This window comes from Rhodanobacter sp. AS-Z3 (assembly GCF_029224025.1).
GTDB lineage: Bacteria > Pseudomonadota > Gammaproteobacteria > Xanthomonadales > Rhodanobacteraceae > Rhodanobacter.
Map to the genome: position 1 here is coordinate 867273 of NZ_CP119392.1, position 13116 is coordinate 880388.

At 63.2% G+C, this 13116-nt stretch carries 13 protein-coding genes; 1 reads left to right on the top strand and 12 read right to left on the bottom strand.

Annotated features, from left to right (window positions below):
- Nucleotides 1-5: 5 nt before the first annotated feature.
- From ilvA to PY254_RS03705, 9 genes are all read right to left on the bottom strand, one after another.
- A complete protein-coding gene (gene ilvA / locus PY254_RS03665; protein WP_281014122.1) occupies nucleotides 6-1559 on the bottom strand; it encodes a threonine ammonia-lyase, biosynthetic in 1554 nt (517 codons plus the stop codon).
- A complete protein-coding gene (gene ilvN / locus PY254_RS03670; RefSeq protein ID WP_281014123.1) occupies nucleotides 1556-1804 on the bottom strand; it encodes an acetolactate synthase small subunit in 249 nt (82 codons plus the stop codon). Before ilvN ends, ilvA begins: the two co-directional genes overlap by 4 nt.
- 23 nt (nucleotides 1805-1827) lie before the next feature.
- The gene (ilvB, locus tag PY254_RS03675; RefSeq protein WP_281014124.1) at nucleotides 1828-3684 is read right to left on the bottom strand and encodes a biosynthetic-type acetolactate synthase large subunit; all 1857 of its coding nucleotides are present in this window, start codon (nucleotides 3682-3684) and stop codon (nucleotides 1828-1830) included.
- A 65-nt stretch (nucleotides 3685-3749) separates the two neighbouring features.
- On the bottom strand, nucleotides 3750-4754 hold the full coding sequence (ilvC, locus tag PY254_RS03680; protein WP_281014125.1) for a ketol-acid reductoisomerase: 1005 nt from the start codon (nucleotides 4752-4754) through the stop codon (nucleotides 3750-3752).
- A gap of 214 nt (nucleotides 4755-4968) precedes the next feature.
- A complete protein-coding gene (gene leuB, locus PY254_RS03685) occupies nucleotides 4969-6066 on the bottom strand; it encodes a 3-isopropylmalate dehydrogenase (RefSeq protein ID WP_281014126.1) in 1098 nt (365 codons plus the stop codon).
- A complete protein-coding gene (gene leuD / locus PY254_RS03690; protein ID WP_281014127.1) occupies nucleotides 6063-6707 on the bottom strand; it encodes a 3-isopropylmalate dehydratase small subunit in 645 nt (214 codons plus the stop codon). Before leuD ends, leuB begins: the two co-directional genes overlap by 4 nt.
- The gene (gene leuC, locus PY254_RS03695; protein ID WP_281014128.1) at nucleotides 6704-8134 is read right to left on the bottom strand and encodes a 3-isopropylmalate dehydratase large subunit; all 1431 of its coding nucleotides are present in this window, start codon (nucleotides 8132-8134) and stop codon (nucleotides 6704-6706) included. The genes leuD and leuC overlap by 4 nt, the downstream gene beginning before the upstream one ends.
- Nucleotides 8131-9129, bottom strand: a complete 999-nt coding sequence (locus PY254_RS03700; protein WP_281014129.1) for a branched-chain amino acid transaminase — start codon at nucleotides 9127-9129, stop codon at nucleotides 8131-8133. The genes leuC and PY254_RS03700 overlap by 4 nt, the downstream gene beginning before the upstream one ends.
- Nucleotides 9126-10790 carry a 2-isopropylmalate synthase gene (locus PY254_RS03705; RefSeq protein ID WP_281014130.1) on the bottom strand — a complete coding sequence of 555 codons (1665 nt, stop codon included), beginning with the start codon at nucleotides 10788-10790 and terminating at the stop codon, nucleotides 9126-9128. Before PY254_RS03705 ends, PY254_RS03700 begins: the two co-directional genes overlap by 4 nt.
- A gap of 104 nt (nucleotides 10791-10894) precedes the next feature.
- Here PY254_RS03705 and PY254_RS03710 point away from each other — a divergent pair, with 104 nt between their 5' ends.
- On the top strand, nucleotides 10895-11194 hold the full coding sequence (locus PY254_RS03710; RefSeq protein ID WP_281014131.1) for a hypothetical protein: 300 nt from the start codon (nucleotides 10895-10897) through the stop codon (nucleotides 11192-11194).
- A gap of 40 nt (nucleotides 11195-11234) precedes the next feature.
- Here PY254_RS03710 and PY254_RS03715 read toward each other — a convergent pair whose 3' ends face one another.
- The 3 genes from PY254_RS03715 to PY254_RS03725 all read right to left on the bottom strand — a co-directional run bounded on the left by PY254_RS03715 (nucleotide 11235) and on the right by PY254_RS03725 (nucleotide 13086).
- Nucleotides 11235-11681: a hypothetical protein gene (locus PY254_RS03715; RefSeq protein WP_281014132.1), complete on the bottom strand. Its 447-nt coding sequence runs from the start codon at nucleotides 11679-11681 to the stop codon at nucleotides 11235-11237.
- An 88-nt stretch (nucleotides 11682-11769) separates the two neighbouring features.
- Complete coding sequence (locus PY254_RS03720; protein ID WP_281014133.1) at nucleotides 11770-12420, bottom strand: hypothetical protein; 651 nt, start codon at nucleotides 12418-12420, stop codon at nucleotides 11770-11772.
- 183 nt (nucleotides 12421-12603) lie between these two features.
- Complete coding sequence (locus PY254_RS03725; protein WP_281014134.1) at nucleotides 12604-13086, bottom strand: hypothetical protein; 483 nt, start codon at nucleotides 13084-13086, stop codon at nucleotides 12604-12606.
- Between the last annotated feature and the right edge of the window lie 30 nt (nucleotides 13087-13116).

The window sequence follows — 13116 nt, forward strand, 5'->3', positions numbered from 1 at the left end:
CACCCTCAGTGGCGCAACAGCAATCGATAAGCAGGGTGCGTGCTTTCGTCCACATGCGGATAGCCAAGCGTGGACAGAAAGCGCTGAAATAGCGGCTGCTCGGCGGCAGGCACCTGGATGCCGACCAGAATGCGGCCGTGGTCGGCGCCGTGGTTGCGGTAGTGGAACAGGCTGATGTTCCAGTCCGGATGCAGCTTGCCCAGAAAATGAGTGAGCGCACCGGGACGTTCGGGGAATTCGAAGCGGTACAGCAGTTCGTCCCGCGCCAGCGCGGAGCGGCCACCGATCATGTGGCGCAGGTGCAGCTTGGCCAGTTCGTCATCGGTGAGGTCAAGCACCTCGAAGCCCTGTGCATGGAACGATGCAGCCAGTGCCTCGCGTTCGGCGCGGTCGTTGATCCGCACGCCGACAAAGATATGCGCCGCATGCGCGTCGCTGATGCGGTAGTTGAATTCGGTGATGTTGCGTTGGCCAAGTGTGGCGCAGAAGCGGCGGAAGCTGCCGCGTTCCTCCGGAATCGTCACCGCAAATACTGCCTCGCGCTGCTCGCCGACTTCAGCGCGCTCGGCGACAAAACGCAGGCGATCGAAATTCATGTTGGCGCCGGAGACAATCGCCACCAGTGCGCCACTGCCCGGCCCCCGCGTAGCCACGTATTGCTTCAGCCCCGCGAGTGCCAGCGCACCGGATGGCTCGGCGACGCTGCGGGTGTCGTCGTAAAGGTCGCGGATCGCCGCGCAGATCGCGTCGGCATCAACACGCAGCATCGCATCGACATGCTGCTGGCATAGCGCAAAAGTGAGTTCGCCGACCTGCTTCACCGCGGTGCCGTCGGCGAACAGGCCAACCTCGTCCAGCGTGATGCGCCGGCCGGCATGCAGCGAACGGGTCATCGCATCCGAATCGGTCGCCTGCACGCCGATCACCCGCACCTCCGGCCGCAGTGCCTTGATGCAGGCGGCCACACCGGCCAGCAGCCCGCCACCGCCCACCGGCACGAACACCGCCTGCAACGGGCCAGGATGCTGGCGCAGGATTTCCAGTGCGATGGTGCCCTGACCGGCGATGACTGCCGGGTCGTCGAACGGATGCACGAACACCGCGCCACTGTCGGCCTGCAGGCGCGCCGCGGCAAATTGCGCGTCGCTATAGGAATCGCCGACTAACACCACCTCGACCCATGCGCCGCCGAAGCGGCGTACCGCGTCGATCTTCACTTGCGGCGCCGTCACCGGCATCACGATGGTCGCGCGGATGCCCAGTTTCGCCGCCGCCAGCGCCACGCCCTGTGCGTGGTTGCCGGCCGAGGCGGCGATGACCCCACGTGCACGTTGCGCGGCATCCAGTTGCACCATCCGGTTGTACGCACCACGCAGCTTGAACGAGAACACCGGCTGCTGGTCCTCGCGTTTCAGCAGTACCTGCTGGCCGAGTCGCGCAGCCAGCAACGGTGCCGCTTCCAGCGCGGACTCGTGCGCTACCTCGTAGACGCGCGCCGCCCGGATCTGCGCCAGCAGGTCGCTTCCCACCTCGACACGAGCTGGCGCAAGTGCATTCACGCGGCGAGCGCCGTCGCTGGATGTGCCACTTGCACCACATCGACCAGCTTGCGGGTCTGCTGCAGGATCTGCCGGAGTGCGGCGTCGTCGCATTGCAGGCTAAGCGTCAGCCGCGAGACGGACGGATCGTGGGTGGCCGCTACGGTCAGCGTGTCGATGTTGTAGCCGCGCGCGGCGAACAAACCGGCCACGCGCACCAGCGCGCCGGCTTCGTTTTGCAACAGGATGGACAAGGTGTGATGCATGACGGAACCCTCGATGATGTTGCTCAGAACATGTCGGATGGCGAGGCCTCGCCGGCGGCGGGCTGCGTGCGCGAGGCAATGAAATCGCCGGTGATCATCTGCGCGTAACTCGCACCGGGACCGACCATCGGATACACGCCGGCATCGGGATCGATCATCACTTCGAGGAAGGCCGGTCCTTCGAAGGCGAGGAACGCGGCGATGGTGGCTTCCAGGTCCTCGTTTCGTTCCAGTCGACGTGCCCAGCGGAAACCATCGGCTTGCGCGGCGAGCACGAAATCCTTCTTGTGCAGGCTCTTGTCGGACGAGGCGAAGCGGCCTTTGAAATACAGCTTCTGCCACTGCCGCACCATGCCGTCGCCGACATTGTTGAGCACCACAACCTTCAGGGGAAGATCGTACGTGGTGACGGTTTCCAGCTCGCCGATGTTCATGCGAATGCTGGCGTCGCCATCGATATCGATGACCAACTTGTCGCGATGGGCGAACTGCGCGCCGATCGCCGCCGGCAAGCCAAAGCCCATCGTGCCCATCGAGCCGGAGGTGAGCCAGTGGCGCGGCGAACAAAAATCGAAGTACTGTGCCGCCCACATCTGGTGCTGGCCTACGCCGGTACTGACGATGGCGCGGCCCTGGGTATGGCGGTTGATCGCCTCGATCACCGCATAGGGTTGCACCAGCGCGCTGGCGCGGTCGTAGTTCATCGCATGCACGCGCTTCAGTTCGGCCACGTGTGCGTGCCAGGAGTCGAGCTGCGGACGGAAGTCGTGGGCTTTGCCGTAGGCGGTCAGCCGTTCCAGCGCGCGCGTGAGCGGGCCGACGTGGTGCCAGTCAACCTGCCTGACCTTGCCGATCTCGGCCGGGTCGATGTCGACCTGCGCGATGTACTTCGCGCGTGGCGCAAACTTATCCGGCACGCCGGCCACGCGGTCATCGAAGCGTGCACCGAGCGTCAGCACGAAGTCACAATCTTCCACGGCATAGTTGGCGTACGCCGTACCGTGCATGCCGAGCAGATGCAGCGCGAGTGGATTGGTACTGTCGAAGGCGCCCAGGCCCATCAGCGTGGTGGTGACCGGCAGGCCGAACGCGTCGACGAACGCGCGCAGCGCATCCGCTGCCGTCGCGGCAATCACGCCGCCGCCGGCATAGATCAGCGGACGCTTTGCCTGCATCAGCGCGGCGAAAAACGCCGCGCAGTCGGCATCGGCGAGGGTCGACTGTTCCACCGCGCGCAGACGGGCACGGTAACCGGCCAGCGCCAACTCGCCACTGCCGTGCCAGCTCAACGCGGTGTTCTGCACATCCTTCGGCACGTCGACCACCACCGGGCCGGGGCGGCCACTGCGCGCCAGCGTGAATGCTGCACGCACGGTGGATTCCAGCTGGGTCGCATCGGTCACCAGGAAGACGTGCTTGGCACACGCACCCATGATGTTGCTGACCGGCGCTTCCTGGAACGCATCGCTACCAATCGCTGCCGTTCCGACCTGACCGCAGATCACCACCAGCGGAATCGAATCGGCCATCGAGTCGCGCACCGGAGTGACCATGTTGGTGGCACCCGGTCCGGAAGTGACCACGGCCACGCCGACCCGTCCCGAGGCACGCGAATAGCCGGCTGCCATGAAGCCCGCACCCTGTTCGTTGGCCGGCACCACCAGTGGCATCGGTTCACTGCCATCGGCGCGCAAGTGTTCTGCGTTGTAGCGAAAAACGGCGTCATACACCGGCAGAATCGCGCCGCCGGAATAGCCGAACATCACGTCCACGCCTTCATCGGCGAGTACCTGCACGATCACTTCGGCGCCGCTCATGCTCTGGCCGGCAAGCGGGTGCCGGTCGTGGGTGGTGTCGGCTTTCAGTGCTTGTGCATTCACGAATACATTCCCCAAAAGTGTGTCTTGCGCCGGTGCCTGTGTCGCAGGCAGCGGCGCAATGAACATCAGCCGGCTTTTTTCAGCGGCGTGGTGGTGGCAGCAGCCGGCTGCAGCCATGGCATTTGCGCGCGCAATTTCGCGCCAACCTGCTCGATCGGATGCTCGAGATCGGCCTTCTTGAACTTCTTGTAGTTCGGCAGGCCGGCGGCGTATTCAGCCGTCCAGTTGCGTGCGAACGTGCCGTTCTGGATGTCGGTGAGCACGTCCTTCATGCGGGCCTTGACGCCGGCATCGATCACGCGCGGCCCGCTGACGTAGTCGCCGTACTGCGCGGTCTCGGAGACGAATTCCAGCATCTTGCTCAGGCCGCCCTCGTAGAACAGGTCGACGATCAACTTCAGCTCGTGCATCACTTCGTAATAGGCGATCTCCGGCTGATAGCCCGCCTCGGTCAACGTTTCGAAGCCGGCGATCACCAGTTCGCTGGCGCCGCCGCACAGCACCGCCTGCTCACCGAACAAGTCGGTCTCGGTCTCTTCCTTGAAGTCGGTCTTGATGATCATCGCGCGACCGCCACCGATACCGTCGGCATAGGCCTTGGTCTTAGCCTCGGCATGGCCGCTGGCGTCCTGGTGCACGGCCCAGATGCACGGCACGCCGCGACCACGCTCGTACTCGGTGCGGACAAGTGCTCCCGGACCTTTCGGTGCGACCAGAATCACGTCGATGTCGCTGCGCGGATTGATCTGCTTGAAGTGCACGTTGAAGCCGTGCGCGAAAAGCAGGGCGGCGCCGGACTTGATGTTCGGTTCGATCGCCTCGCGATACAGCGCGGGCTGCACCATGTCCGGGGTCAATACGGCGACCAGATCGGCGCCGCGCACGGCGTCGGCCGGCTCCAATACGGTGAAGCCGTCAGCGCGAGCCTTCAGCGAGGTGGGCCCGTTCGGGCGCAGGCCGATCACGACGTCGAGACCGGAGTCACGCAGGTTGAGGGCGTGCGCGCGGCCCTGGCTGCCATAGCCGAGCACGGCGATGCGGGACGAGGCGAGGGTGTTGTTGCTGCTCATGCGATAGCTCCTTCGATGGATGTTTTGATACGTGTGAGTACGTGGATGTTGGAATGACAGAAAGGAAACGCCCCCGGCACGCCGAGGAGGGTGAGCAGGGCGGAGCAACGTGCGACGCCATCACGGCGACCACGAAGCGACCGAGCCGCTGGCGCGCAGGAGGCCACAGAAAAGGCGAACACATCCGTGTGTCCGCTGGGGAAAACGGGCGGGTTCAACCGCATGCGCGGGCTCCGCAGAAAAAGGCGGCGGCGCTGTCCGCGTGCTCTTCGATCGCTGCCAGCACGGCATCGCGTACCTCTTCAGTACCGGCGTTGCCACCGATGTCGCGACTGCGCGGACCATGGCGCAGCACTTTCTCGACCGCGGCTTCCACGGCAATGGCTTCGGCGTCCAGCCCCAGCGAGTGCCGCAGCAACAGCGCGACCGAGAGGACCGCGCCGATCGGATTGGCGATGCCCTGGCCAGCGATATCCGGTGCGGAGCCGTGGATCGGTTCGTACAGCCCGGTCTTGCCATCGCCGAGTGAAGCCGACGGCAACAGTCCCAGTGAACCGGCCAGTGCGGCGGCCTCGTCGGTGAGAATGTCGCCAAACAAGTTCTCGGTAACCACCACGTCGTAGCGGTTCGGACGAGTCAGCAACAACATCGCCATCGAGTCGACCAACTGGTGTTCAACGGTCACGTCGGGATAGTCGGCGGCGAGGCGTTGGACGGTACTGCGCCACAGCCGCGAGGTTTCCAGCACGTTCGCCTTGTCGACCGAAGTGAGGTGCTGGCGTCGTTCGCGTGCCAGTTCGAACGCACGGCGCACGACGCGCTCGATCTCGGCCACGGTGTATTTGCATTCGTCGGTGGCGGTGTCGGCGGTGCGCGTCTTTGCACCGAAATAGGCGCCGCCGGTGAGTTCGCGCACGAACAGCACGTCGACATGCTTCAGCCGGTCATTCTTCAGCGGCGACAGATTCGCCAGCGAGGGATGCACCTGCAGTGGACGCAGGTTGGCATAGACGCCAAGCGCCGCCCGCAGCGCCAGAAGGCCTTGTTCGGGCCGCACGGGCGCATTCGGGTCGGACCACTTTGGCCCGCCGACAGCGCCGAGCAATACCGCGTCGGCAGCCTGACAGGCACCCAGTGATGCAGCGGGCAGCGCTTCGCCGGTGGCATCGATCGCGATGCCGCCGATCAGCTGCTCGTCGAAGCTGAAGTCATGCTCATAGTGCGCCGCCACAGCTTTCAACACGGCAACGGCTGCAGCGGTGACTTCGGGGCCGACGCCATCGCCGGGCAGGGTAACGATATGCGCCTTCATGGGTTTACTCCGTTTGATCGCAGCCGGTTTTGTTGAAAAGTGTGGCCATGGATGGCCGCTTCTTGACGTTCGCGTTCACGGACGAACGCATCAATTTGATCGGCCTGCTGCAGCAGATAGCCCAGTTGATCGACGCCGTTGAGCAGGCAATGCCGCGCGAATGCTTCCAGCCGGAACGGAATGCGTCCGCCGTCGGGCAGGGCGATGAACTGCTCACGCACGTCAATGGTCAGTTCGATACCGGGGTGATCGAGCAGCCACTGGTGTTCGGGTGCGCTGACCACGATCGCCAACAGGCCGTTCTTCAGCGCATTGCCGCGGAAGATGTCCGCGATCTCGCTGCACAGCACCGCGTGGATGCCGTAATCGAGCAATGCCCACGGCGCGTGTTCGCGTGATGAGCCACAACCGAAGTTGCGCCCGGCGACGAGGATCGCGCAGCCGTGTGCTTCCGGTCGATTCAACGGGAATGCCGGGTTGTCGCTGCCGTCAGCCTGGTAGCGCCAGTCGTGGAAACACAACTTGCCCAGCCCGTCACGGGTGGTGGTGGTGAGGAAGCGCGCCGGGATGATCCGATCGGTGTCGATGTTTTCATCGGCCAGTACGGCGGTGCGGGAATGGAGGCGGGTCACGGGCTTCATGCGACTTGCTCCTGGCGGTTGTTGTCATGCGCGGCGTATTCGCGTGGATCCGCAATACGCCCGGCGATCGCCGACGCAGCCGCCGTGGCGGGACTGGCCAGCACGGTGCGCGCACCCTTGCCCTGGCGACCTTCGAAGTTGCGGTTGGAGGTACTGACGACCAGTTGTCCCGGCTGTGCCAGGTCGCCATTCATGGCAATGCACATCGAGCAACCCGGCTCGCGCCACTCGGCGCCGGCGGTGGTGAACACGTGATGCAGGCCTTCGCGTTCGGCATCGCGGCGCACCGCTTCGGAACCGGGCACCACCAGCATGCGAACGCCGTTGGCAATCTTCCGGCCATGCAATACGCGCGCAGCTTCGCGCAGGTCGGACAGGCGCGAATTGGTGCAGCTGCCGATGAACACCACATCGACCGGCGTACCCTGCATCGGTTGGCCGGCGCGGCTCTGCATGTAGTCGAGTGCGCGGCGCTCCTGTGCGTTGGTAGCGGCCGGCACCGGTGCATCCATCGCGATCGCCATGCCCGGATGGGTGCCGTAGGTGACGGTGGGCTTCACCGCTGTGGCGTCGATGCGGACTTCGCGGTCATAGCTTGCGCCGTCATCGCTGCGCAGCGCGCGCCAGGTTTTCACCGCGGTATCCCATGCGGCGCCTTGCGGCACGCGTGGACGATCTTTCAGCCAGTCGAACGTGATGTCGTCCGGCGCAATCAGGCCGGCGCGTGCGCCCGCTTCGATCGACATGTTGCAGACGGTCATGCGCTCGTCCATCGACAGCGCTTCGATCGCCGCGCCGCGATACTCCAGCACGTAGCCGGTGCCGCCATCGACACCGATGCTGCCGATGATGTGCAGGATCAGATCCTTGGCGCTGATGCCCGCAGGCAATTGGCCGTCCACATGGATTGCCATGGTCTTCGGCTTGCGTTGCAGCAGGCACTGGGTCGCCATCACATGGCCGACCTCGGTCGTGCCGATGCCGAACGCGAGTGCACCGAACGCGCCGTGGGTCGAGGTGTGGCTGTCGCCGCAGACAATCGTCATGCCTGGCTGCGTGGCGCCCAGTTCCGGGCCGATCACATGCACGATACCGCGATCGGCACTGTCCCAGCCGTGCAGCTCGACACCGAACTCGCGGCAGTTGGATTCCAGCTGCACCACCTGTGCCTGTGCTTCGGCATTCGCATAGGGATGGCTGCCGTCCGCATTCTTCGGCAGGGTCGGGGTGGAATGATCCAGTGTGGCCAGCATCCGGTCGGGCCGGCGCAACTGCAGCCCACGCTCACGCAATTCGCTGAATGCCTGTGGCGAGGTGACTTCGTGCACCAGGTGCAAGTCGACATAGATCACCGCCGGTGTGTCAGCCGTTTCGGTGGTGACGACGTGGGCGTCCCAGACTTTCTCGAACAAGGTCTTTGCACTCATGCCGAAGCCCTCATTGCTTCCTGCGCGGGTCCGTGAGCGCGCGAATCATCATTCGATGAAGCGTGATGGCAGGTTTGCGCATCAACAAACTCCAACCAGCCCCAGCGGTCTTCGGTACGGCCATCGAACAAGCCGAAAAACGCCTGTTGCAACGCCTTGGTGATCGGACCGGGTGCGCCTTTGCCAATCGCCTTGCGATCCACCGAACGCACCGGGGTGATTTCTGCGGCGGTGCCGGTCATGAACACTTCGTCCGCCGAATACAGCGCCTCGCGCGGCAGGTCACGTTCCTCCACCGCGATGCCCAGGTCGGCGGCCAGGGTGATCACGCTGTCGCGGGTGATGCCGGCCAGGATGCCGGCGCTCGACGGCGGGGTGAACAACTTGCCGCGCTTGACCACGAAGATGTTCTCGCCCGCGCCTTCGCTCAGCAGGCCGTTGTGGCCCAGCGCGATGCCTTCGTCGTAGCCGTTGCGACGTGCTTCCAGCCCAACCAACTGGCTGTTGAGATAATTGCCGCCGGCCTTGGCCCAGCTGGGAATGGTGTTCGCCGCAGGGCGATTCCACGAGGAGACGCAGACATCGGCCCCGTGCTCCATCGCGTCACCCAGGTAGGCGCCCCAGTTCAGCGCGATCAGTGCCACTTCGACGGGCGCACCCGGCTTGGCCAGCACGCCGAGACCACCGGCGCCACGAAATACGATCGGTCGCACATAAGCGGACGGCATCGCGTTGGCGCGGATCAACTCCACGCAGGCGGCGTTGATCTCGTCCTCGCTGTAACCGACTTCGATCTCGTACACGCTGGCCGATTCGAACAGGCGACGGGTGTGGTCTTCCAGACGGAAAAATGCCGGTCCATTCGGCGTGGCGTAGACGCGCTCGCCCTCGAATACCGATGAACCGTAATGCAGCGCATGCGCACTGACGTGGACGTTGGCCTCGGCCCAGGGCTTGATCTGCCCGTTGTGCCAGAGAAAAGGTGTATTGCTCATGCAGTAGTCCCCTTGTGCGCGCGTCCGTGCGCGCGAGAATCAATACGCGGCCCTCCATGGCCGCACTGTTCAGTAAGAGCCGTCGACAAAGGGTCCGACGCAGACTGGCGGTCGATACGGTTGACGATGACCAGCGCGGCGAGCGCGGCGGCCTCGACGATGTCGGTACTGCTGCCGTGACCGCGCCATGTGCGTTCGGCATGGCGGGCGCTCAACTGCGCATGGCCCAGCGCGTCGGCGCCTTCACCCATGGCGTCAATCTGGAAGCGAGTCAGTTCCAGTGGCGTGCCTGTAGCCCGTTCGATCGCACGCAGCACCGCATCCACCGGGCCGTCACCGATCGCCGCTTCGGCGGCCTGGCGACCGTCGTCATGGCTCAGCTTCACCGACGCCGATGCGCTGCCACCGAAATGGGAGTTGGCGTGTAGCTGCAGCAGATGCCACGGGCCGCTGGCGTTTGGATCGTGGCCCAGGGCCAACGCTTCCAGATCTTCATCGTGCAATTCGCGACCGTGGTCGGCGAGGATCTTGAAGCGGCTAAAGATGTCGTCCAGCGCGGCATCGTCCGGCGTATAGCCCATCGCTTGCAGCCGTTGGCGCAGCGCGGCGCGGCCAGAATGTTTGCCCATCACCAGGCTGGTCGCGGCAATGCCGACGTCCTGCGGCAGCATGATTTCGTAGGTGCCGCGATGCTTCAGCATGCCGTGCTGATGAATGCCTGATTCATGGGCGAACGCGTTGGCACCGACGATCGCCTTGTTGCGCGGCACCGACTGCCCGGTCAGTTCGGTGAGCAGGCGCGAGGTGGGATACAACTGGCGGGTGTCGATGCCGGTGTCGACGCCGAAGTGCGCTGCGCGCACCTTCAGCGCCATCACGACTTCTTCCAGCGCGGCGTTGCCGGCGCGCTCGCCAATGCCGTTGATGGTGCACTCCACCTGACGTGCGCCGGCGCTCACGGCGGCCAGACTGTTGGCCACGGCCATGCCCAGATCGTCGTGGCAATGGCTGGAGAAGATCACCCGTTCCGCACCGACTACATGGCGGCGCAGGTACTCGAACAACGCGACGATTTCCGACGGCGTGGTGTAACCGACCGTGTCCGGCGCGTTCAGCGTGGTGGCACCGGCGGCAACCGCGGCACTGAACACTTCGGCAAGAAACTCCGGTTCCGTGCGCAGCGCATCCTCGGCGGAAAATTCCACTTCATGGCACTGCTCACGTGCCTTCTCGATCGCGCGCACTGCCGTGTCCAGCACCTGTGCCTTGCTCATGCCCAACTTGTGCTCGCGGTGCAACGGGCTGGTCGACAGGAACAGGTGGATGCGCGAATGTCGGGCCGATTGCAGCGCACGGGCGGCGCTGTCGATATCGCCGTCCTGGCAACGTGCAAGACCGCAAACGGTGGTGTTCTTCAGCGCGGCAGCGATTTCCGCAACTGCAGCAAAATCATCGGGCGAAGCCTGCGGAAAGCCAGCTTCAAGCACGTCCACGCCAAGCGCTTCCAACTGCTGCGCCATGCGCAACTTGGCGCGCCGGTCCATCGAGAAACCGGGCGCCTGTTCGCCATCGCGCAAGCTGGTATCGAAGATCCGCACGCGTTCGGCGACTACGTCGTCGTCGCTGGCGGGGGAGTGGTGCTGATCAGGGTTTTTCATCATGGCTCCGCTGTGTGGGCGTCGCCGAAGGCATAAAAAAACCCCGCATCCGTTTCCGGGTGCGGGGTTCTTTGGGTGTTTTCAGGTTTTTCTAGCTACCTGGACACATGCCCTCAGCCCGCACCTCCGTTGGTAATAAGGAGTACGAGTACAAGGATAATAACCAGCGTGCCGCGAGCCTGCAGCAGGCCGGCAACCGTCAGAAGACGGTTTCCATTGGCGATGCTGCGGTGGCTGTTGCGCTGCGACATGAGATCGAAACTACGGCAGTTCGGTTGGCGCTGTCAACACTTTTTTCGGCTTATGCCAAATTCCGCATCAAATGGACGTACAGACGTCCGGATGTCCAGATGAAATTTCGGGTCCTGTCATCACGAAAAGGCTCGCTCGATGGATGGGTAGCGTAGTTTTACCGCCTATTTGCCCGGAATCTATGCGGCGATCAGCTTAGTGGTGTCCGTCTCGGCGCACATTTGATTTCATGTGCAACTGTTCGCCCTCGTAATCTATCAACGTCTGGTTGGCCAGCATGTAGTCCTTCTTGGCCAAAGCGTTCTGGAGCAGGGCAGCGATCTCCTGATCACTCTTTCCGCTCAAGGGTTCGTGATGGGCAGTTGCCACAAGATTTGGCTTGTACGCGTTAGCTACAGCCTTGGCGGCGTGCGGTGACAAGCCAAGGCTTTGCCATTCCAGGGTGAGGCTGTCACGAAGCCTGGTCAGGTCGGTCAGGGACTTGACGTAGTTTTGGCGATAGCGTTGTTGAAAGTCGTCATTCACCGACTGATAAGTACTCATTGTGTTCTGCTGAACGTCGTAGGTTGCCTGGGTGTTCTGTGCATAAACAGAAGAGCACGCCAGCGCACAAAGCATGGCAATGATGGTCGTTTTTTTCACAATGAACTCCTTAGTCGCCGGGTTGCTTCTTGGATTGAGGGCTGGACACGCGGAAGACGTGCTTCCCTGGTTGGTTGCCGGCTAGATCTCAGTGACGGCCAGTCGGAGACGTGTTTGTTCCCATGTGCAACTGCTCGCGCTGATAGTCGATGAGTGTCTGGTTGGCCAGCATGTAATCCTTCTTGGCCAGCGCAGCCTGGAGCATGGCCGCGACCTCTTGCCCGCTCTTGCCATGCAAATCGGCGTGGTGAACGTTTCCGGCAAGATTCGGTTTGTAGGCGTTCGCGACGGCCTGGGCAGCCTCGGGCTTCATGCCCAGGCTTTGCCATGCTTCGGCGAGTTTGCTGCGAAGTTTGTTCGTATTCGCCACCGAGTTGACGAAAGCCTGACGATCTTGTTGGCGGAAGTCGTGGTCCACGCTCTGCTGATTGCGCATCGTGTTTTGCTGCTGGTCGTACGCCGAGTGCGAAGGCGTCTCGGTGGTCTGCGCATGCAGGGAGGCGAAGCCCATTGCGGCGACGATGCAAATCGAGGTCGTTCGGATCATGAAGTTGTTCCCCTTGTTGAACTGTTGATTTCGGAATGAAAGACGCGGTGCCCCCGGGTTTAGCACCTTTTGTCTGGCCGGTGCAGCAACCTGCGCGCAGCGCGGCCAGTCAATTTTCGAAACGTAATGCCGGCAGACCAGCGGTGCAAGTGAGTCGGGTGCGTCGGATTGCTCTGTACGAGCCATGGCCATGGCACATCTTCTGATGGCTGCGGAGTACCGCACGATCGAAAAATCTCGCCCTTCGCACCGTCAAGACGGGGTCGGCATTGTCAGCCATCGGCGCTTACTGCCCAGCCCTAAAAGACAGGCCTGCCCACATCGAAGGTGCAGGCAGGCCTGGGTTCTGATGCAGCCGCATCACCATGCAACGGATCAGTGCATTCCGTCCGGCGACGTGTCTGTTCCCAGTCGAGTTCTCTTGGTCTGGAAATCGATGAGCGTCTGATTGGCCAGCAAATAGTCTTTCTTGGCCAATGAAGACTGGATCATCGCGGCGATTTCGGCGTCCGTCTTGCCTTGCAAAGAGGCGCGCCTCGAGTTCAACGAGAAGTTCGGGTTGTAAGCCGCCGCCACCGCCTTGGCCGCTGGAGCCGATAGGCCGAGTGATTGCCACGCCTCGGCGAGCTTTACCCGGAGCTTGGTCAGGTTGGCCAAGGAATTGACGGCGGTCAGATGGTCGTTGCGTTGCAGATCGTTGAACAAGTTTGCCCGCATGCGGGCTTCATTCTGGTCGATGTTGTGCGCGGAGTTATCGAGCCTGCTGGCGTCAGTGCCCTTTTGCGCATCCGATTCCTGCGCGTGCAGTGCGGGCGCGGCCAAGGCGGCCAGCGCAAAAGCGATTATCAACTTGTTCATGTGGTGATCCCTCCATAGAAGTGCAAACGT

What these genes read in the sequence shown, in the direction of transcription:
- ilvN (WP_281014123.1), bottom strand. Translation starts at nt 1,804, where the DNA reads ATGCATCACACCTTGTCCATCCTGTTGCAAAACGAAGCCGGCGCGCTG.
- ilvC (WP_281014125.1), bottom strand. Translation starts at nt 4,754, where the DNA reads ATGAGCAGCAACAACACCCTCGCCTCGTCCCGCATCGCCGTGCTCGGC.
- leuB (WP_281014126.1), bottom strand. Translation starts at nt 6,066, where the DNA reads ATGAAGGCGCATATCGTTACCCTGCCCGGCGATGGCGTCGGCCCCGAA.
- leuD (WP_281014127.1), bottom strand. Translation starts at nt 6,707, where the DNA reads ATGAAGCCCGTGACCCGCCTCCATTCCCGCACCGCCGTACTGGCCGAT.
- leuC (WP_281014128.1), bottom strand. Translation starts at nt 8,134, where the DNA reads ATGAGTGCAAAGACCTTGTTCGAGAAAGTCTGGGACGCCCACGTCGTC.
- PY254_RS03700 (WP_281014129.1), bottom strand. Translation starts at nt 9,129, where the DNA reads ATGAGCAATACACCTTTTCTCTGGCACAACGGGCAGATCAAGCCCTGG.
- PY254_RS03705 (WP_281014130.1), bottom strand. Translation starts at nt 10,790, where the DNA reads ATGATGAAAAACCCTGATCAGCACCACTCCCCCGCCAGCGACGACGAC.
- PY254_RS03710 (WP_281014131.1), top strand. Translation starts at nt 10,895, where the DNA reads ATGCCCTCAGCCCGCACCTCCGTTGGTAATAAGGAGTACGAGTACAAG.
- PY254_RS03720 (WP_281014133.1), bottom strand. Translation starts at nt 12,420, where the DNA reads ATGGCCATGGCTCGTACAGAGCAATCCGACGCACCCGACTCACTTGCA.
- PY254_RS03725 (WP_281014134.1), bottom strand. Translation starts at nt 13,086, where the DNA reads ATGAACAAGTTGATAATCGCTTTTGCGCTGGCCGCCTTGGCCGCGCCC.